The 20,133-nt window shown below is 42.2% G+C and carries 17 protein-coding genes; 9 read left to right on the forward strand and 8 right to left on the reverse strand.

The genetic code is table 11. The features are described from left to right. Positions 1-456 precede the first annotated feature (456 nt). Together IQ263_RS17990 and rph are read left to right on the forward strand one after the other, a co-directional pair. On the forward strand, positions 457-1,011 hold the full coding sequence (locus IQ263_RS17990; RefSeq protein WP_194068898.1) for an adenylate kinase family protein: 555 nt from the start codon (positions 457-459) through the stop codon (positions 1,009-1,011). 156 nt (positions 1,012-1,167) lie between these two features. Further along, positions 1,168-1,881, forward strand: coding sequence for a ribonuclease PH (gene rph, locus IQ263_RS17995; protein WP_194068900.1), 714 nt, complete (start codon positions 1,168-1,170; stop codon positions 1,879-1,881). A 44-nt stretch (positions 1,882-1,925) separates the two neighbouring features. Here the strand turns inward: rph and IQ263_RS18000 are convergent, their stop codons facing one another. Beyond that, a complete protein-coding gene (locus IQ263_RS18000) occupies positions 1,926-2,288 on the reverse strand; it encodes a type II toxin-antitoxin system RelE/ParE family toxin (RefSeq protein WP_194068901.1) in 363 nt (120 codons plus the stop codon). Beyond that, positions 2,278-2,532 (reverse strand): type II toxin-antitoxin system RelN family antitoxin, encoded by a 255-nt coding sequence (locus IQ263_RS18005; protein ID WP_194068903.1) that lies wholly within the window; start codon positions 2,530-2,532, stop codon positions 2,278-2,280. The genes IQ263_RS18000 and IQ263_RS18005 overlap by 11 nt, the downstream gene beginning before the upstream one ends. 156 nt (positions 2,533-2,688) lie before the next feature. Here IQ263_RS18005 and IQ263_RS18010 point away from each other — a divergent pair, with 156 nt between their 5' ends. Then, the gene (locus IQ263_RS18010; RefSeq protein WP_194068905.1) at positions 2,689-3,252 is read left to right on the forward strand and encodes a Uma2 family endonuclease; all 564 of its coding nucleotides are present in this window, start codon (positions 2,689-2,691) and stop codon (positions 3,250-3,252) included. A 73-nt stretch (positions 3,253-3,325) separates the two neighbouring features. Here IQ263_RS18010 and IQ263_RS18015 read toward each other — a convergent pair whose 3' ends face one another. From IQ263_RS18015 to IQ263_RS18025, 3 genes are all read right to left on the reverse strand, one after another. Next, on the reverse strand, positions 3,326-8,839 hold the full coding sequence (locus IQ263_RS18015; RefSeq protein ID WP_194068907.1) for a trifunctional serine/threonine-protein kinase/ATP-binding protein/sensor histidine kinase: 5,514 nt from the start codon (positions 8,837-8,839) through the stop codon (positions 3,326-3,328). A gap of 172 nt (positions 8,840-9,011) precedes the next feature. After that, the gene (locus IQ263_RS18020; RefSeq protein WP_194068909.1) at positions 9,012-10,136 is read right to left on the reverse strand and encodes an RNA-guided endonuclease InsQ/TnpB family protein; all 1,125 of its coding nucleotides are present in this window, start codon (positions 10,134-10,136) and stop codon (positions 9,012-9,014) included. Between the two features lie 621 nt (positions 10,137-10,757). Further along, complete coding sequence (locus tag IQ263_RS18025) at positions 10,758-11,204, reverse strand: KTSC domain-containing protein (RefSeq protein WP_194068911.1); 447 nt, start codon at positions 11,202-11,204, stop codon at positions 10,758-10,760. A gap of 433 nt (positions 11,205-11,637) precedes the next feature. Between IQ263_RS18025 and bchB the strand changes: the two genes are divergently transcribed. Further along, positions 11,638-13,164 carry a ferredoxin:protochlorophyllide reductase (ATP-dependent) subunit B gene (gene bchB, locus IQ263_RS18030; RefSeq protein WP_194068913.1) on the forward strand — a complete coding sequence of 509 codons (1,527 nt, stop codon included), beginning with the start codon at positions 11,638-11,640 and terminating at the stop codon, positions 13,162-13,164. A gap of 46 nt (positions 13,165-13,210) precedes the next feature. Here the strand turns inward: bchB and IQ263_RS18035 are convergent, their stop codons facing one another. After that, positions 13,211-14,278, reverse strand: a complete 1,068-nt coding sequence (locus tag IQ263_RS18035; RefSeq protein ID WP_194068915.1) for a cold-shock protein — start codon at positions 14,276-14,278, stop codon at positions 13,211-13,213. 300 nt (positions 14,279-14,578) lie between these two features. After that, on the reverse strand, positions 14,579-14,893 hold the full coding sequence (locus IQ263_RS18040) for a Uma2 family endonuclease (RefSeq protein WP_194068917.1): 315 nt from the start codon (positions 14,891-14,893) through the stop codon (positions 14,579-14,581). 108 nt (positions 14,894-15,001) lie between these two features. Between IQ263_RS18040 and IQ263_RS18045 the strand changes: the two genes are divergently transcribed. After that, complete coding sequence (locus tag IQ263_RS18045) at positions 15,002-15,916, forward strand: polyphosphate kinase 2 family protein (RefSeq protein ID WP_194068919.1); 915 nt, start codon at positions 15,002-15,004, stop codon at positions 15,914-15,916. Between the two features lie 160 nt (positions 15,917-16,076). On the opposite strand, the gene IQ263_RS18050 is transcribed toward IQ263_RS18045, so the two are convergent. Then, complete coding sequence (locus tag IQ263_RS18050) at positions 16,077-17,891, reverse strand: DUF262 domain-containing protein (RefSeq protein ID WP_228050152.1); 1,815 nt, start codon at positions 17,889-17,891, stop codon at positions 16,077-16,079. A gap of 840 nt (positions 17,892-18,731) precedes the next feature. Between IQ263_RS18050 and IQ263_RS29900 the strand changes: the two genes are divergently transcribed. The 4 genes from IQ263_RS29900 to IQ263_RS18070 all read left to right on the forward strand — a co-directional run bounded on the left by IQ263_RS29900 (position 18,732) and on the right by IQ263_RS18070 (position 20,030). Beyond that, positions 18,732-18,923, forward strand: a complete 192-nt coding sequence (locus IQ263_RS29900) for a DUF3611 family protein (protein WP_194068927.1) — start codon at positions 18,732-18,734, stop codon at positions 18,921-18,923. Positions 18,924-19,010: 87 nt separating this feature from the next. Further along, positions 19,011-19,511 carry a universal stress protein gene (locus IQ263_RS18060; protein ID WP_194068921.1) on the forward strand — a complete coding sequence of 167 codons (501 nt, stop codon included), beginning with the start codon at positions 19,011-19,013 and terminating at the stop codon, positions 19,509-19,511. A gap of 13 nt (positions 19,512-19,524) precedes the next feature. Next, positions 19,525-19,785 carry a phosphoketolase family protein gene (locus tag IQ263_RS18065; RefSeq protein WP_339384881.1) on the forward strand — a complete coding sequence of 87 codons (261 nt, stop codon included), beginning with the start codon at positions 19,525-19,527 and terminating at the stop codon, positions 19,783-19,785. Between the two features lie 2 nt (positions 19,786-19,787). Next, positions 19,788-20,030 carry a phosphoketolase family protein gene (locus tag IQ263_RS18070; RefSeq protein ID WP_339384882.1) on the forward strand — a complete coding sequence of 81 codons (243 nt, stop codon included), beginning with the start codon at positions 19,788-19,790 and terminating at the stop codon, positions 20,028-20,030. Positions 20,031-20,133: the final 103 nt, after the last annotated feature.

The following is a 20,133-nucleotide window of genomic DNA, read 5'->3' on the forward strand; positions in this document are numbered from 1 at the left end:
ATATACCTCTTGTACTCATTCACAAATTATCTGAAATTATCTGCGTATATCTGTGTTGTATCTGCCTAACATCTGCGGTTTATGTATTAATGGAGGACTTATGCAATATTGTTTAATAGTAACTAAGTTTTGACGGCGGCTCCGATCTTGGGTTCGATCGAGCCTGCTGAACAATATATAGTTTACTTTGCCGATCGCACATCAGATAGAACGCTAGATGTACAATTAGTCAAAAGCTAGTCGCAGTCGCAGTCACAGTCGTTTGGTTTTTTTTGAACTAGACGAGCGCGGCGGCGCAGAAACCGGGTTTTTTACCCAAATATGGCGGGGATCGCCAAAAATAGACAGTTACAGGATGAATGAGCAAGGCAAGAGGAATCTTGGGAAGTCGGGGATTGTCAAGAAAAGGTAAACATCGCGTAGAATTTTAATGTCGCGGCACGAGGAGCAAGCAGTGTGAGATTGGTAATTCTGGGAGGGCCAGGAGCGGGAAAGGGAACTCAGGCTGAACTACTGTGCAGCAATTTGAGCATCCCTTTGCTGGCATTAGGGGACATTCTGCGGGCCGAAATCGCAGGTAAAACAAACTTGGGCAAGTTGGCGGTGCCTTATGTAGAATCGGGCGATTTAGTGCCCGATGAAATTTTGATTAAGTTTATCGGCCGCCGGCTTTTGCTGTGGGATGTCTTTAATGGCTGGCTGTTGGAGGGATATCCGCGAACGGCTTTTCAAGCTGAGGAATTGGATTTTTTATTAGAGGGTTTGGCGCAGGAGCTAGATTGGGCAATTTGGCTGAAGGTTCCCAATGAAGTTTTGTTGAGCCGATCGATCGAACGCGATCGATCGGACGACGAGCCAGAAATTTTACACCGCCGGCTAGATTTGTTCGAGGAACGCACTATTCCTATCTTAGAGTATTACGAGTATCGCCACAAACTGTTAACTATCAACGGCGACCAATCCCCCGAACAAGTGCAGCAAGATATTCTCAAAATGGTCAGTAGTCAGTAGTCAGTTGGCAGTTGGTAGTTGGTAGTTGGCAGTAGTCAGTAGTCAGTAGTCAGTTGGCAGTTGGTAGTTGGCAGTAGCTGTTATTTGTTGATTATTACCAATAACAAGTAACGAGTAACAAACAACAAATAACGAACAACAAATAACAAATAACTTATGTCAATAAAACGTGCAGATGGCAGACAGCCAAATCAACTTCGTCCGATTAGTTTCGATCGCGAATTTACGAAATTTGCCAGCGCCTCGGTGCTCGCAAAAAGCGGCGATACTCAGGTACTGTGCAGCGTTACAATCAAGCCGGGAGTGCCTAGGTTTCTGGAGAATACCGGAAAAGGCTGGCTGACGGCGGAGTACCGGATGTTGCCCGGTTCTACGCCGCAGCGGCAAGAACGGGAATTTATGAAGTTATCGGGACGCACTCAAGAGATTCAGCGGTTGATTGGCCGGAGTTTGCGATCGTGCTTGGATATGGAGCTTTTGGGCGAACGCACGATACTTGTGGATGCGGATGTTTTGCAAGCTGATGCGGGGACTCGCACGACTTCAATTAATGGCGGGTTTGTGGCTGTGGCTGATGCTTTGAATAAGTTGGTGCAAAAAGGTGATTTGGTGCGATCGCCCTTAATTCGCCAAGTGGCGGCCGTGTCTGTGGGACTTTTGGAAAATGAGCTATTTTTAGATTTGAATTATCTTGAAGACGTGGCGGCAGAAATTGATTGTAATGTAGTGATGAATGGGGATTTGAACATCATCGAAATTCAGGGAACTGCGGAAGAGGGAAGTTTCAGCCGCAGTCAGTTAAATCAAATTTTGGATTTGGCAGAAACTGGGATTCAGGAATTGTTGGAGGCTCAGCGGCAAGCTTTTTAACTTGGTTAATTTTAACCTCGTGATTACCGACATTAATCATTCATTCATTCATCCGGGTCTAACTCAGCTAAGATGTTACGAATCTCATTAGGACTAATATCTTCTCGATCTGATTTAGCATAAATGGTTAATAGCAGTACGCTAGTCGGTGATTCAACTTGATAGATCAGTCGATAACCAGCGCTTTTTCCTTTTTGAATATTGCTATTTCTAACTCTCACCTTCAAGATGACATAATTTTCACCCATTCCGGGGATGCGATCGCCAGTAAAATTACCCCCTTGGAATTGTTCAATAATTGGCTGAACATCCGAGCGAATCAGTCGATATCTTTTTGACAAGGTATATAAGTTTTCCTCAAATTCGTCTGAGAATCTGATAGAAACTAGATGAGGCTCATTCAGCATCGATTCTCTCCCACAGATCAGAAATTGGTCGGGTTTGTCCGGCTTTTGCTTGCTGTAATGCTCTCCTGAGACTTGCTTTCACTTCGGCAATGGGAGTATCATCAGGATCGATTTCGGTTTCCTCTGTTACTTCGGGAAAAAGTACGATAACTCGCACGCGGCTGGGGGGGAAGTCTTCGATCGCGCGATCGAGAAATAATTGACCTTTTTCATCCAGGGTTCCCGTTACTTCAACAGCTTTCATCTGTTTCTCCTGAAGGTATTTTTTACCAATTATATCACTTCCTATGAGGGTTTAACAAAGTTGATAGTTTAGAGCGATCGCCCTTCATCAATCCCCGCGCAGGGAAGCCAATCTTCCTGTTATCCTAGAAACAGACTTCATTACCCGATCGCAATTATGGTTGCTTTACCCGATCGCCCATTGATGAGCGCAGAAGAATACCTAGCTTGGGAACCCACCCAAGAAGAACGCTACGAGTATTGGGATGGCGAAGTTGTGCCCATGACCGGCGGCACCCGCGATCACAATCGAATTACCTTCAACTTCTCGAAACTCCTGGATGATGCCCTTGTCGATCGCCCTTGCGAGATGTACATGACGGATGTAAAAGCGCAAGTAGAACGAGGGCAAAAATATTTTTATCCTGATGTTATGGTAACTTGCGACGATCGCGATAACGATCCGCAATTAGTGCAATTTCCTTCCTTGATTGTCGAAGTTTTATCACCTTCCACAGAAGCAGCGGATCGCGGCACCAAATTTGCTAAATACCGCCAATTTCCAACGCTGCAAGAGTATGTTTTAGTGCAAGTTCAACAGCCCGGAGTAGAACTGTTTCGACGCAATCAACAGAGTCAGTGGGTGCTGTCAGAATATGGTTTGGGCGATTCTTTGCTACTTGAATCGGTGGGTGTGGAAATTGCGATCGCAGATTTATACCGCCAAGTACAATTTTCTTAGCCTCCCAAAGGCGGACATTGTTTGTGTAGACGCGGTTTCAACCGCCGGATATTCGCCCAATATTCGCTATTTCTTACAAAACTTGCCGCGGGGCGATCGGAATCTCAATCACAAACTCCGTACCCTCTCCCGGTGCAGAAACGCAAGTCAAATTTCCGCCGTGGGAACTAACAACAATCGAGTGAGAAATCGACAACCCCAAACCAGTCCCAGAACCCACCGGTTTAGTTGTAAAAAACGGATCGAATATCTTGTGCAGCACCTCAGTGCTCATCCCCGGCCCGCTGTCAGCAATTCTAATTATCGCCGAATTCCTGTCTGTCAGCTCCGTAGAAATTGTAATATTCGGCTGTTTTTGAGAGCTTTCCGGGCAATCTCTTGCCAAAAGCAGCGCATCAATCGCATTGGTCAAAAGATTCATAAATACCTGATTCAACTGCGACGCATAACAAGTAATTAACGGCAGTTGGCTATAATTTTTAATCACCTCAATTCCCAAACGTCCGCCCTCTTTCCTCAAGCGCGGTTGCAGCAGCATCACCGTACTGTCAATACCTTCATGGATATCAACCGACTTCATTTGCGCTTCGTCGAGGCGCGAAAAATTCCGCAAGCTCAACACAATATCTCGGATTCTTTCCGCTCCAACTTTCATCGAATCCAGCAGTTTTTGCAAATCTTCGCTCAAAAATTCCAGTTCAATTGTTTCTATTTCCTCTAGAATTTCATCAACAGGTTCTGGATAGTTTTGCTGATAAAGCTCGATCAATTTCAGCAAATCTTTTACGTATTCGCTAGCCGGATTGAGATTGCCGTAGATGAAACTTACAGGATTATTAATTTCGTGAGCGACACCAGCCACCATTTGCCCCAAGCTAGACATCTTTTCAGTTTGAATTAATTGAGCTTGAGTGAGTTTTAGTTCGCGCAAAGTTTGTTCTAAACGCTCGTTTTTTTCATTCAATTCCTGCGTCCGCTCTTGCACTTTCTGCTCCACCGAATTGTAAAGCAGAGCATTGTCTAAAGAAATTGCAACTTGGGAAGAAAGCAACCTTAAAACTTCTAATCTGTGGGCATTAAATGCTCCGATTGTTAAGTTGTTTTCTAAATAAAGAATGCCGATTAATTTGCGTTGATTGACTATCGGCGTACACAAAAGAGATTTGAGCTGGTGTTTTACCACATAAGGATCTGCCGTAAATCGCCCCTCAGCCGTCGCATTGCTCAACACCACGTCCGAGCGAGTCCTTTCCACAAAATTAATCACCGTCACAGGTAAATCCTGACATTCTTCAACAGGCGTAAATTGCAGCACCGCTACATCTTCAGCAATTACTGACGCTTGAGCTGAAATTAACAATTTTTCATCTCTCACCAAAATCAAAAAACCGGATTGTGCGCCCGCGTTTTCCAGTGATATCCTCATCAAAGAAGCCAGCAATTTGTCTAAAACAATTTCGCTGGAAATCGCTAGAGATGCTTTCATTACACTTGCTAAATCTAGCACTCTCGCATCGCTGCCAGTAGAAGTATGAATAGTTGTTGTAGTTGGATTGTTGTTAAAACTTCCGTGCAGCGGGGTCATTTCTCGCAACTGCGGATACTTTTGTTCTAAATCTTCAACTTTGCGGACAGCGCCCCAGCGCAAGTAGCACGAGTGAGCTTCGCGCAAGTGGATTTTGGCATATTGATATTTACCTTTACTCAACCAAAATTTGGCTGCTAGTTCGTTAGCGAGGGCTTCATTTTGGATAAACTCGTTGTCTTGAGCTAAATTTATCGCGAAATCGTAAAGCTCTACAGCTTCTGAGTCTTTTTTGGTAATTCTAGCTATTTCTGCTTGTACTAAAAGGTACTTGTGCAGAAAGTTTTCGCGACAGTTGTCCGCCCAAATCTTCATCTGTTTTTGATTGGCTTCTAACCTTTTTAGGTATTGTTTTTGCTGGTCTTTTGGAACAGTGGGAAAAACTGCTGCTAAAACTAGAGAAAAGAAAAAATTCCATTCGGTAGCGGGTATTGCTGCAGTAATAAAAGATAGCTGCTTTTCTACTTCCAAAGCTAGTTGCAGCGCTTCGTTGAAGTTTCCGTACCAGTACATTACCTGACATTTGCGAATCTGATAAAGGCACAGCGAGTACAAATTTTGATGAGCTAGACAGTTTTGTACATATTCAGCTTCGCTGATATCTTCGCTCTCAAATACAAACTTTTCAGAAGTGAGTTGGCTCAAGTTGCGGAGAATCAACTCTGCCCCTAATAATATGTCGGTAACAAGTTGATTTTTGGTTTTTTGGCTGAATAGCAAATACCTGCTGGTGTCTGCTAGCATGAGGGATATTTCTTTCCCTTGAAAAAAGTAGTTGGCTATGCGGTTGGAGAGAATATAACCCGCGTATTCTAAATCTCCTGATTCTAAGGCAGCTTGATATCCTTCATTGCTGATGGCGTGGCAATCTTTGATATGGTTGAACCAGTAATAAAAAATACTAACTAAGGAGGAACAAGCTCTGCATTTCAAGCCGATATTTCCAGATTTTTCGCTCAAATTTAGGGACAACATGGCAAATTGATAAGCTGCTTTGTAATCTCCATAAACAGCGTTTAAGAACATACCGTAGCCCGCGTAACAGAGAGATGCTTCGGGAACTAAACCGTAGGTGAGAGAGAGATTGACTCCTTTTAAGACGCTGACTTTCCACAAGTCGGGATTTTTGAGGTAAGCTGATGTTAATAAGTTTGTGATTAATTTGACGGCAACTTTTTTGTCTAGTACCGTCATTTCTGGTGCGTCAATTAAGGAAGAGATGTCTTTACCTGCTAAAAGTTTTTTGGCTGTTGCTGATTCTTCGGAGATGACTTTTTGCAGCCCGTCTAGCGGTAAGTCAATTCCCAGCAAGTTCAAAGCTTGGATTCCGGCTTTAACGGCTTCTTCGTACTTGGCGCGGAGGGTGTACTGCACAATCAGCAGGTTGTAAATTTCTACCTTTTCTAAGGGCGATCGCGCTTTTTGCAAAGTTATGTTAATAAATTCTTCTGAATGCTCGAAATAGCCGTTTAGATACTCAACATTTGCGCGCTCCATGTGCAGAGCAAAGGCTAAGTCGTAGTAAAAATCCCAAATATCGGCCGTCAAACCGTCCATACCAGCAGTCAAATACTCCAAAGCCGCAACATAAGCCGTGGCATCTTTAGCTCGGCGGGCGGCGTCTAAATTCAGGGTTGCTAGTTCAATTAATTCTCGCTCGTCTCTAATTAGCGATCGAGCTACATTCAAGTGATCGACTAATTCAAAAATTCTGTCAGCGCGATACTCAGCCGGAGTGTTTTCGAGGATTTGCCTGCCTATTTTCAGGTGAACTGCCTTTTTTTCCGAGTCGTCGATCAGAGCGTAAGCTGCTTGTTGTACGCGATCGTGCAAAAACTTATAATTCAGAATCAACAGCGGAAACAGCACATAATCTAAGGACTTGCTTTCCAATTCCGAAGTTGGCAAAATCAGTCCCGACTTAATCGCCGGCAGTAAGTGCGAAAAAGTTTCCGACGCTTCTTTTTCATTAATTAAAGAAAGAGTATTTAAATCAAATTCGTTGCCCAAACAAGCCACTAAACGCAAAACTTGCTGCGTTTGCAACGGCAGTTTTCTCAACTTCTGCACCATCAAATCTACAACATTGTCAGTGATAGCGCACTGCTCAATTTGAGTCATATTCCAATGCCAGCCGCCCTTGCTCCCCGACTGAGGCGGATGAAAAACTAGCAGGTTTTCTTGATACAATGTTTGCAGAAATTGATTAACAAAAAAAGGATTACCATCTGTTTTGTTGACAACCAGTTCAGCTAAAGGTTTGACAGATTCGCGATCGCTGTGCAAAGTTTCGGCAATCAAATCAGTGATATTTTCGACCCCCAGCGGCGACAAAGCAATCTCATTAATGATGGCTTCCTGATTTCGCAGCGTCTCCACAGTCATCATTAAAGGATGAGTGGGACTGACTTCATTATCCCGATAAGCGCCGATTAAAAACAGATATTGTGTCGCTTCATCTGTCATCATCAATTCGATCAGCTTGAGAGTCGCAGAATCTGCCCACTGCAAATCGTCGAGAAAAATCACCAGCGGATGTTCGGGCTGACAAAATACGCGAATGAAATTTTGAAATACTAAATTAAAGCGGTTAAGAGATTCTGTAGACCCCAATTCAGCGACAGGAGATTGAGCTCCGACAATTAGTTCAATTTCGGGAAGTATATCAATAATAATTTGCCCGTTTTGACCGAAAGAAGTGCGGAGTTTTTCGCGCCAAACTGCCAATTGAGCTTCGCTTTCAGTTAATAGTTGCCGCACTAACTCCGAAAAAGCGCTGACAACTGCAGAGTAAGGAATAGTCCGTTTGTACTGGTCAAACTTTCCCCAAATAAAATAACCGCGCCTGCGGGTAATGGATTTGTCTAAAATCTTCACCATTGCAGATTTGCCAATGCCCGAATAACCAGCAATCAGCATCATCTCGCTGCGGGATTTATGCTGTCCTCTCGCCAGCACTGACAGAGCGCTTTCTTTTTTCGATTTGAGTTCTTTCTTGATGACAGAAATTTGCGATTGTTCGAGGCGGTAGGCTCGATTATTTGTGGCGGCTACCCGTTCAAAAGCTGCTAAAAGAGTTTCAACTTCTCGCTGTCTGCCGTAAAGTTTTTGAGGAATTTTAAATTTGTCTGAAATATCTTGGTGTCCGAGAGCAAACTCGGTAATAATTCCAGATGTTTGCAACTGAAACAAACAAGCTTCCAAATCTGCTTTGAGCCCCCAAGCACTTTGATAGCGATCCTCAGCGGTTTTCGCTAACAATTTCATGAGAATATCTGAAATAGCTTTAGGAATTTCTAGTGCAATTTCAGCGATCGGTACTGGCTGTTTGGCGATGTGACAGTGAACTAACTCCATCGGATCGGTAGTGGGAAAAGGGAGCTGTCCCGATAGGATTTCATAGAAGGTAACGCCTAGGGAATAAAAGTCTGTACGGTAATCAATTACGCGGTTCATTCTGCCAGTTTGTTCCGGCGACATATAAGCTAAAGTGCCTTCTAAAAAATTAGGATCTTTATTGGGAAAGTCTTCTAGATTGGATGCAGTTGAGATACTAAAATCTATAAGTTTAACTTGTCCGGTAGCTGGATTGAAAACTATATTAGAGGGGTTAATATCTTTATGAATTACATTGCGGGCGTGAATTTCTCCCAAGGTTTCAGCAACTTTGATGGCTGCGGTCAAAAATCCTAAAGTTGTAAATTTTTGAGAAGCCATGAAAATCCTCAAAGATTCGCCGCCAAAATCTTCTAAAATCATTGCCAGACTATTTCTAACCTGCTGCAATTTGTATACTTTAACAACTCCTTCCAGGAGGTTTAAATTGGCGGTAATCTCATATTCGCGCTTGTATCTATTGAGTTCTTCGGGAGTCGGATAGTCTTCTTTGATCAGTTTGATAATAACGGGTTGGTTGTCTTGCTCGTTGCGGCCGCGGTAAACCAGGGAAGTGCTGCTTTCATAAATGAGAGCGAGAACTGCAACGCCGGGAATTGCCATCATAGTTGGGTTCTCTCAAATTAGGTGTGCTTGGTTAATATTACAGGACTTACGCACGGCGGGCTAGAAACCCGATTTTTTCGTTGCTAGTCGTTGACAAACCCCAGATTTTTTCCTATAAACCAGGGTTTTTTCTTGACATACTCCCCTGCTATCAGGCGAGGGGATTCTAAGCTCAAACAGCAATTGCAGGCGTAGCCTGTCTAACATCACCTAACTTAACGGTTGATGCCCCAACCGCACAAATATTTATCGCGGCGTTCTCGTCTCTGTTGTTCACCCTTTGGCAGGACGGACAGCGCCATTCACGAACCGACAGATCCAACTCTTTCAGAACTTGTCCACAGTGGGAACAAGTTTTACTAGATGGATACCAACGGTCGATGAAAACTACTTGTTTTCCTTTCTTTTTGGCTACCCATTCGAGAATTTGGAGAAATTCGCCAAATGCAAGGTCTGAGATTTTACGTCCCCAGAGTCGTTGCATTCCTTTTAGATTCAAAGTCTCAAAGCACAGCACGTCAAACTTATCAGTTAATTCGTGAGCCAATTTCCAGAACCAATCAGATCGACGATTTGCTATGCCCTCGTGTCTGCGAACTAGATTAAGTCTTGCTCTTTCTCGGTTCGCTGAGCCTTTCCGTTTTTTGGAATGCTGACGATTTGCTTTCTTGATAGCACTGAGGGACTGTTTCAGAAATTGCGGCGATTCAATTTTTGTTCCATCTGAGCAGGTGAGAAACGTTTTTAAGCCGAAATCAAAGCCAGCGATTCTACTCGTCTCGACTTTGGTTTCAGGCTCTCCAACGCTGTCAACGACCACAACCATGAACAACTCTCCTAATGTCGTGCGTTTGATGGTTAACGTCTTAACTTTGCCTTCTATCTCTCTGGAATTCCAATACTGATAAACGCGATTCCCAATTTTAATTCGATTGCTACCTAAAATTTTGTAGCCAGCTTGCTTGAGAGTAAATGATTTGTATCTGCGAACTTTCTTGAAGCCAGGTGGTCTAACTCCTTTCTTGTGATGTTTAAAGAACAGTTGGTAGGCTTTCTCAATGCGTTGACAGATATCCTGCACAGCCTGAGATCCAACCTGTTGCCAAAATACTTTACGCTTTCTGAGTTGAGCGACATGACTTTGAAGCTTGCTGCAATTCAAGTGCTTGTTCCACATCCGGTAGTACCGTCTGTGAAGTGCGATGCAATGGTTATAAATCACCCCAGCAGCATTAATGCTTCGCTTGAGGTGTTTATTCCACTTGCTTTGATATAGCTTGAACTTCAATGTTTTCATGCTAATTATGATACCATAATGGATAGCAATTGGGTAGCCAAATGATGAAGCAAAGATTAAGTATTCGCATTGCCGTGAGTCGCTTAGAGAAGTTACGGAGAATTGCCAAACAGAAAGAAAAAACAATGACCCAACTTGTAGAGGACTGGATTGATAAGTTTAAAGAGGAAAAGCCGTCCTAAAAGGACGGGGCTTTAGACCCAATTTCTTGGTAAATCCTATGTTATTCTTCATTATCGCTTAAGAGCTATCTTTTGGGGTGTGTGGGAAGATCCGCCTTGACAGGAAAGAGCTGCTGCTTTCTAAAGCGCCCTGGGGCTTTCGTCACCTCAGCAGTTAGGTAAACAAAAGCACAAATAGAGAATTTGTGCAAGGATTTGATGTAAGGATCGATCGCACGGCTGACAAAAAAACAATCTCACCTTTGCTTTGATAGTGCGATCGCTTGTGAGACTCGCGATATCTGAAGCTCGCACTGCAAAAAAACGCTTTTTGCCAAAAGGAGACGATCCTAAAAAAACAATCTCAGCTTTGAGGAGATTGCTTGAATTTAGCTTGTTTGTAGTGAAAATAGGCAAGTTATTACACCTCGCTCAAACCGCTTTTAGGTGCAACTTCTAACTACGCTGGTTCATCTACGCGCTGGCTCGAATAATAACCTTTAATGTCGGAGTTAAAAAATCTGCCTGTAGAATCGGCATCTTGCAGAGATTCCCAAATTTCCGGTTCTACGTCGCTGTATTGATAGACTGAGCCACTGCTAAATTCTATTTGTAAAACTTGCTCTTCTTCGTTGTATCCGATCGCTCTAGCCATTTGGGAATCTACGGAAATCATAGCAATTGGTTCGCCGCAGGGAGCAATTTCTGGTGATTCAATAGCGCCATTGAGTTCGGTGGAATCTGTATTGGCGATGAAATCAACCATTTGCAGGCCGTGCATTGCAGCTTCGGGTGCGGCTATTTCGATAAATTCGACTTCTGCGCCGCGATCGATCAACAGTCCTAACTGGCCGTTAGAGTGACCGACAGCTAAGACGCTGCTCAAGTCAATTTTGGATAGTTTCATGGGATTTGTCAAGAATTTGTTTTAGGTCAATATTTCCCCTAATTAAGCAAGTTTCGCGACAGAGGAAATAGTGGATTAATTAATAGTGTATTCGATGTTGTTTAAAAAGTCAATAATGCAGTTGGGCGAAAATTATTGTAGCAATTTAGGGGTCAGGTGCGGCTGGGGTATCCTAGGTTAATAAGATGTGTCCGGTTCTTAACGAAACTTGACAATACATTAAGAATTATTGCCATAAAACAAAGGTAAAATTGTGGGAAGGGCGAGTAAAATCCCAGCCAGCAAAAGCGTTTGAGGATTTTTCTCATCTGTAAATCTTCAGAAAGTTATTATTTCTAAAGGATTCATCCGGTGAGAAAATCGGAAACAACCTTAAAATTTAGCAGTAATCGCCCGATCGGGCAAATCTCAACCAACATCAGGAAAAATACCTATGAAATTGGCTTATTGGATGTACGCAGGCCCAGCCCACATCGGCACTTTGCGCGTGGCCACTTCCTTCAAAAACGTCCATGCGATCATGCACGCACCAATTGGAGACGACTATTTCAACGTCATGCGTTCCATGCTGGAGAGGGAACGGGATTTCACTCCGGTAACTACCAGCGTCGTTGACAGACACGTACTGGCGCGGGGTTCGCAGGAACGGGTGGTGGACAATATCACCCGCAAAGACAGAGAAGAACACCCAGATTTAATCGTGTTGACTCCGACTTGCACCTCCAGCATTCTGCAAGAAGACTTGGAAAACTTCGTGGAGCGAGCTCAATTGGATGCCAAAGGCGATGTATTGCTGGCGGATGTCAACCATTACCGCGTCAACGAATTGCAAGCTGCCGATCGCACTTTGGATCAAATCGTTCAATTTTACATTAACAAAGCTCGCAAAAAAGGCGATTTAGTAGAAGCCAAAAGCGAAAAACCATCTGTCAACATTATCGGTATGTCTACGCTGGGTTTCCACAACCAGCACGACTGCACCGAGTTGAAGCGTTTGATGGCAGATTTGGGCATTGAAGTTAACGAAGTTATTCCCGAAGGTGCTTCGGTTCACAACTTAAAAAGACTGCCGCGGGCTTGGTTTAACTTGGTTCCTTATCGGGAATTGGGGATGATGGCCGGGGAGTATTTGCAAAAAGAATTCGGCACGCCGATGGTCGATATTACGCCGATGGGTGTGGTGGAAACGGCGCGCTGTATTCGGAAGATTCAGCAAGTTTTGAATGCTCAAGGTGCGGATGTTGATTATGAAGATTTTATTGACCAACAAACGCGGTTTGTGTCGCAGGCTGCTTGGTTCTCAAGGTCGATCGACTGCCAAAACTTAACCGGCAAAAAAGCCGTCGTATTTGGCGATAATACGCACGCTGCGGCGATGACAAAGATTTTGGCTCGCGAGATGGGAATCCACGTTGTCTGGGCAGGAACGTACTGCAAACACGATGCTGACTGGTTCCGGGAACAGGTTAGCGAGTATTGTGATGAAGTGCTGGTGACGGACGATCACGGGCAAATTGGAGATGCGATCGCCGCATCGGAACCTTCGGCAATTTTCGGCACGCAAATGGAACGCCACGTCGGTAAGCGGTTGGATATTCCCTGCGGTGTAATTGCTGCACCGATTCACGTCCAAAATTTCCCGATCGGCTACAAGCCATTTTTGGGTTATGAAGGTACAAATCAGTGCGTAGATTTGGTCTACAATTCCTTTACTTTGGGAATGGAAGACCACTTGCTGGAAATCTTCGGCGGCCACGATACTAAGGAAGTGATTACCAAGGGTATTTCGGCAGATTCTGATATGAATTGGACGAAGGATGGACAGGCGGAGTTGAATAAAATCCCCGGTTTTGTGCGGGGTAAGGTGAAGCGAAATACTGAGAAATTCGCCCGCGAACGAGGGATTGAGAAGATTAATGCTGAGGTGTTGTACGCGGCCAAGGAAGCTGTCGGCGCGTAGTTAGAATTGGGGTGGGCTTTTGCCCACCTTACAATTCACAACTGCTTTAAGCAGGAATAACCTTTTCTATACGAGATAGTAGATTAAGGGCCAAATCATCTTCTTCTATCACATCTCGGTTTAATCTCTCTTGAAGTAGCCAAATAAGATGATTTACGGAAACTTCCTTAACTTTGATATTACCGTAATCACTGATTTCTCGGGTTTGACCTAGAGTAATAATCCAAACTTGTTTGCTTTTGCCATCAATTCTCAGAGTTTTTTTCTTTTGTACACCGTCTGAAGATCTAAGGTTAAATGTCAATTGAGCCTGCTCAAGCTTGTTAATATAGTTTTCAATTTGGTCTTTTTTATATTCTTCAAAACCCTCCCTAAGCGTGCAATCATACATTACTGCAAGATTGCCAATAATGAAAAATCCATCGGCTCTACCAGCTTGGTTTCTCTTATCATATTGATAGAGATAATGAATGCCCAAATTTTTAAGTAATAAAAAAGTTAAGTCCTCAAATTCACTTGAACTTGTTGTATGTACTATTCGCTTAAATTGCTCAATTATTTGGTTTTTAAGTTCATCACAGGTAATCGGCGTTGAGATATACTCAGCAGGATAATCAGTTTGATCTATTTGCTCAACATCAATAAGCTGGATTTTATTGGCGAATTGTCTCCCATCTTGGCTCTCACCAATAGTAAAGGTAACTGCATCCCCCACTGTAAGAGTTTCCCATCTATTCTCTTTTACTTGCTTGGCAATAAAATAGAGGTCTTGAGTGCTATCCTCAAGTGTAATATAACCCGATTTCCTGTTGATAAAAATTGTTTTGATATGACCATGAAAGCGAGTTTCTGTTGTACAATCCTTAGGAGTCTTTTCAGCGCTAACTAATTGTACTTTATTAGCAAAAACTAGCGTGCCATCCTTACCTTTGCCAACAGTAAAAGTAACGATATCTCCTGGCTTCAAAGTTTCAAATTTATCGTGTTCAACTTGTGAAGCGATAAAATAAAGGTTATCACTTTTATCATCTGGTGAAATGAAGCCGCCTCTTTTGTCACTAAGAATTTTTACCACTCGTCCTTGCAAACGGCTTGTCTCTGAAATTCCCCCCATTTTTTGCCTCGAATACTGAACGATAAGTGATAAGATATATTTCTTCTAAGAAACATTAATTTTCTCATGACTTTAGTATAAGCTTGAAAGAGTCTTTGTTACAAGAAATTTATCACAACAGCTTACCGGAGAAAACAGCCATCATCAAATAAGCGAATTATATGGATAAAACAATAAAAATTATCGAAAATTCCACAACTATTACAGGTTTCTACGATAAAGAAGCGGATGTTCTATATATCTCGCTGGGGGAACCGCGCGAAGGTGTAGCTGTGGACATTAGCGATGGAGCGATCGCCCTTATTCCTCTTTGTTCTCTTCAATCTCATTTTCTGGCTCATTTTCCGGCGCAAAATCTACTTTTCTATTGACATCTACAAGCAGCACTTCTACTTGAAATATATTAAAAACTAGCGCCGCATCCTCCTCATGGTAATGAGGGTACGACCACAGTTTGTTTTCCAACTTACAATACTGTTCTACATAAACCTGAGATTGGTCAATCAGAATATACTCTTGCAATGTCGGAATTGTTTGATAGAATTTAAATTTATCGCTGCGATCGTCAGTTTTTGTAGAGTTCGATAAAACTTCAATAATCACTTGCGAATTCATCTTACCTCAATATCTAAGATCCCAAATGGGTTCTATACAAAGCCTTCATGACAAGCTGACGCGATCACTTATCTCAAGACATTACCTTAAGAAGGTAGAATTAAAAGTATGACAGATTCATCCTTAAACCTATTTCCCATCGAAAATCTTGACGATTTGATTCGTCCTTTTATTGTTCCACCAGAACGAAAAATTTCTCTTGCCAAAGACTATGACCCAGCCTACAAAGCCGATCGCCTCAAAAAGTCGAAAGCTAAAGGTCAATTAAAGCAAGGTATTGAAGCATTAGCTGAATATCAGGATGTTCTCTACGCCCAAAACACCCATGCTGTGCTCATCATCTTTCAGGCGATGGATGCGGCTGGTAAAGACAGTACCATCAAGCACGTTATGTCTGGGATTAATCCTCAAGGATGTCAGGTGCATAGCTTTAAAGCTCCATCTACGGAAGAGTTAAATCATGACTATTTGTGGCGATGTTCTAAGGCTTTACCCGAAAGAGGAAAAATTGGAATTTTTAATCGCTCTTATTACGAAGAAATTTTAGTAACAAGAGTGCATCCAGAAATCCTAGAGCAGCGACCGCTCCCTGTTAGTATAATTGATAATGATATTTGGCAGCGCCGCTTTGAAGAAATCAACAACTTTGAGAAGCATCTGGTCAATAACGGGACGATCGTCCTCAAGTTTTTCCTCAATGTATCTAAGGAGGAGCAGAAAGAACGTTTTCTAGAAAGGATTAATCGCCCTGAAAAGAATTGGAAATTTTCTGTGAATGATGCGAAAGAGCGTAGCTTTTGGGATGACTATATGGCTGTCTATGAGGATATGTTCAATCACACGAGTACAAAATATGCTCCTTGGTACATTATCCCCGCCGATCGCAAATGGTTTACTCGTCTGGTTGTGGCGGGCATCATTTACACCCAGTTAAAGGAACTGAACCTCAAGTATCCTACGCTCAGTAAAGAGCAACATCAAGAACTTTTGAATGCGAAGAAAATTCTGGAAAGCCAGAAATAAGGATGCAAATTGGTTGATATTAGCCTCAAGATTCACAGTTCTGTGATTTCACAGTCTAACGGCAAAACGCAGCGGCGGTAGACAACCTCGAACCAAGGACAAGCGACTTTTGACCGCCCGCTGCCGTGAAGTGTTGGGCTGCTTACCAGCATAGCTAAAATTATGGAAGAAAAATTTTAAGAGCAGCATCTATTAAAAGCTGCTTTTGGTCACCTATTTCGATTTGTGACCATATTGTCTTTTCACCTATTTCTTGGGTCAACAAAACAGAAGATTGTTTATAAAGCGATGCTTTACTCGTAAATGGATCATTCCCGCCTAAAGTGTTTTGGGCTGGATCCATAATTGTCAAGTTCCCAAGTGTATTTTTAAGTGGCTCAAGATTAGAGTCGAAAACTGAAGTACCCGCATTACGTGGATACACATGTTCAATAGATGTTCCTGCAAAATCATAAACCCTACTTTTATCAACACAAACAGGTGTTCCTGTCGCACCATTTTTGTACCATTGATAATAGTATTCAACTGTCATAAGAAAATATTTAAGTGGTTTGTTTCCACCAGACTCTTTATACTCAAGCATATTAAGAGCATTTATAAATGTTGAATCTATAGCCTTTGTAATGATTAGATTTTGCAGTTTTGTTTTGAGAGTCGAGATAGTATAAGAATTCGGATTCTGTCTGATAGCTAGTGACTCTTGATAGTAAATCACCTTCAAAGGTGTTGCGTGCTGATTGCATATTATTTTGTATCTGAAAAAAGTTCTTTCGACGATCTGAACTATTTCGGAGAATAATCGATGCTCAAGTTTAGCCGCTGCAAGAAATAAAGGAATTGACAAATCATGTCCAAGTTCAACTAAAAGAATATTTAAGCGAGTCCTATCCCAGCCAGTGATAGGCTGCTGTTCGGGATATAACCACTGACCTTTTAGGAGCTTTCTACACTTGAGGATATCCTCATGGATGTTCTTTACCGTTTCATGAATCTGCTGTGCATCGTGTAGTGTTAGGCTAATCTGCTGATTTTGAGGAAAGAATTTATCGAGAAACATGTCAAACAAAGCATTTTGCTGAGGTCTATTTCCTTGACAGGACTCATAAATCCAGTTGAGATAATTCTTGGTATCAGTAGGAGGATCGGCTAGTATTTCGTCCCACATTCTTTCAACAGCGTCCTGTTGTTGATTAAAACCTTCTAAAAGCTCTAATGTTTTAGCTCTTAGCAGGTCACCATCCGTTAGATTAGTACCTCTATCGTTAATGACCTGAAAAAGCCGAAATGCATCGTCTCGGCTGCCAGTTACCATGTGGAGAATAGTAAAGTCATTGTCCAGAATATTTTGAACTATTTCAAGATCGTCAATTTTATCCTCAATCCTAGTATGAGAAGCAATGATTGACTGAATAGTTGTTCTCAGGGAATTATAGGCATATAAAATTTTTTTATGAGAATCCCTGGCAGCAGAAGGATCGATGTCACGAACTAATTCTTTATAAAAAGATTGATCTGCTCTAGAGAGTTCTAAAACCTCAACAGGAGTAACCACTCTCTGGACTTCTTGGCTAAATTCTATAAAACGTTCAGATGACTTCTCTATTCGTCCTTTTATAATTGCTTCATTAGCAGCATCGCCCAATGTATTTGCTTCTGCTTGCAATTCTTTATAGCTTTTTACTAGGCAAGAAACTAGCAAAGTAAATGTTGCAATTCTTTGCTGACCATCAATGATTTCGTATTTATGCTGATTAACTGTGCCTGGAACAGAGTGTTTTACGCTTAGAATTCCACCAAAGAAATGGTTTACAGGTAAATTTGACTTCCTTTTGTCAAAACACTTTTTCAAGTCTTTTATAAAATCAGATACAGATTCAACATCCCAAGCATAAGCTCTTTGATACTTTGGAATGAAGAACATGGGTTTATAGGCAAATAGGCTACCAATAGAAGTATATGCTGGCTCAATATTCATACAGATTTATTCAATGTTGCTACGATATTTTTATACTCTATCTTGTCCATGAACATCCGCTGAGTGCCTTAGTTATACAAACATAAAGAGGTGCAAGCGAAGCAAAGCAGCCCAACTATGTATTATCTTGTAAATCACAGGATAAATACCCATACAAAATGAATATTACATAAATTGTGAAATAAAGCAACCAATGAGTGTAATAACAAGATTTTTACAGGGTAATATCCCTGAATAGAGCTTTATTTGGCAAAATGCAACCTTGTAGAGTGTCCTAGCGCAGATTAACGCACAAACAATTAGCATGAGGTAAAGTTTGGTTGCGTTACATTGCATTAACAAACCGTACAAGATAGGCGATCGCAAGGGAGTAATGTATTGCGATCGCCATTCCTGTGAGTCGTGATTTTTAGGCGATCGCTCAAACCCAGTAAATTATCCCAGTTTGGTTATTGATCGGCATTCTAATTACTATCTTGCTATATTCATGTATATCATACCATAGCAAGGTTTTAATGTCAAAGATGCGAGGGTATTCTTTAACTCCAATGGCGATCGCATCTATTCAATAGCTAGCAGCGATCGCGGCACGAATATTACTGCCACTGGTGTGTCCTTAACGAGAGGAATGATGGGTAATGGAGGGATGATGCTACTAATATTACTGCTTGCCTCGCACGGCTATCTTTAATGGACACCGTTTGAGACACCTGCTATTTTTCAAAGCAAAGATTTAGAAAGCAATGCCTTATATCTAGCTACCTATAATCAAAATATCATCCTTTAGAGAGACACACAACTGCTAGTTTACTGCCAACATTGGGCTAGAGTGAATTTTGGATACAGTTTACTTTAACCATTATTTCTGGACTAATTTTAGGGTTCGCGATTCTTTCACCAAATCTCAACCTCAATCTCAAGTCAGGAATAGATTTACTATCCGTGAGTGAGGGAATTGTGGATTTAGGCTTAAGCATTTACTGGCTCTTGCGCTACGTTCATCTTGGGCAAAAATTTCAGCCCCGGAACTAGCTTTACATCCTAGCCGCAAGGAAATAATTCAACTTTTACAAATAGCAGATTTAGTCAACAATGAAATTAACCTGAAGGCTCAAAATAATGAACTTCAAACGCATTCTAGTTGCCATTAATCATTCTCCTTTGACATCCATCGTGTTCGATCGCGCACTCAATTTAGCGCAGCAAGAGCAAGCTAAATTGATGATCCTTCATTGCCTCGCAGACTTGACTGCGATCGCTCCAGGATTCCAGTCAGGTGGGACATTTGGAATCTATCCAATCAACACTGGGTTTTCTCAATTACTCCAGGACGAAACGCTTCAGCTACAGATTGAGCAGGCAAAAACTTGGTTGCAAGAATACTGCGATCGCGCAACTGCCCGAAATATTCCTGCTGAATACCAACACAATTTTGGTGAGCCAGGGGCAACGATTTCTAGTGTTGCTCAAGAGTGGAATGCCGATCTGATCGTACTAGGTCGGCATGACCACTCTGCGATCGCAGAATTTTTCGTAGGTAGTGTCAGCAATCATGTGGTCGATCGCGCGAATTGTTCTGTTTTAGTCATAAAAGATACAAATCCCGATAAAGATAAATAAAGAGAGAAAAACCGTGAACACAATCGATCGGACTGGTTTATCGGGCTTAGAAATTGGGCAATTAACCATAAAAACAAACACTCTTTCCCCAGAACTACTCCACAAAATAGATGCCTACTGGCGTGCCGCCAACTATCTGTCAGTTGGGCAAATTTATCTCTACGACAATCCATTACTGAAAGAGCCTCTGAAACTCTCCCACGTCAAACCATTAGTGGTCGGACATTGGGGTACGACACCGGGACAGAACTTCATCTATGTACACTTGACATGAGGGTGCAAAATGACCTGGATCGCTTTCATCTGGTGCAAGATGTAGTCGATCGTCTGCTGCATTTGGGTAGTAAGGGAGACTATCTCAAGCAGATGATGCAGGACAACTTGATCGAGCATAAGCATTACATCAACAAGCACGGCGAAGACTTGCCGGAAATCCGCAATTGGAAGTGGGGCGCAGCAAGGAATGTCAAGGGTTGGAAAGACAGACAGCCAGATCCTAGGGCGTCGGTTCAGTATTAGGAGTTGACAAAACAAACTGAAAATGATATGTGAATTGAAAAGCCTGTTAAATTCTGACAATCAGGAAGAAGGAAGAAACCTTATGCGCCCTCCCTTATGGCAT

Source organism: Tychonema sp. LEGE 06208, assembly GCF_015207505.1.
Lineage (GTDB): Bacteria > Cyanobacteriota > Cyanobacteriia > Cyanobacteriales > Microcoleaceae > Microcoleus.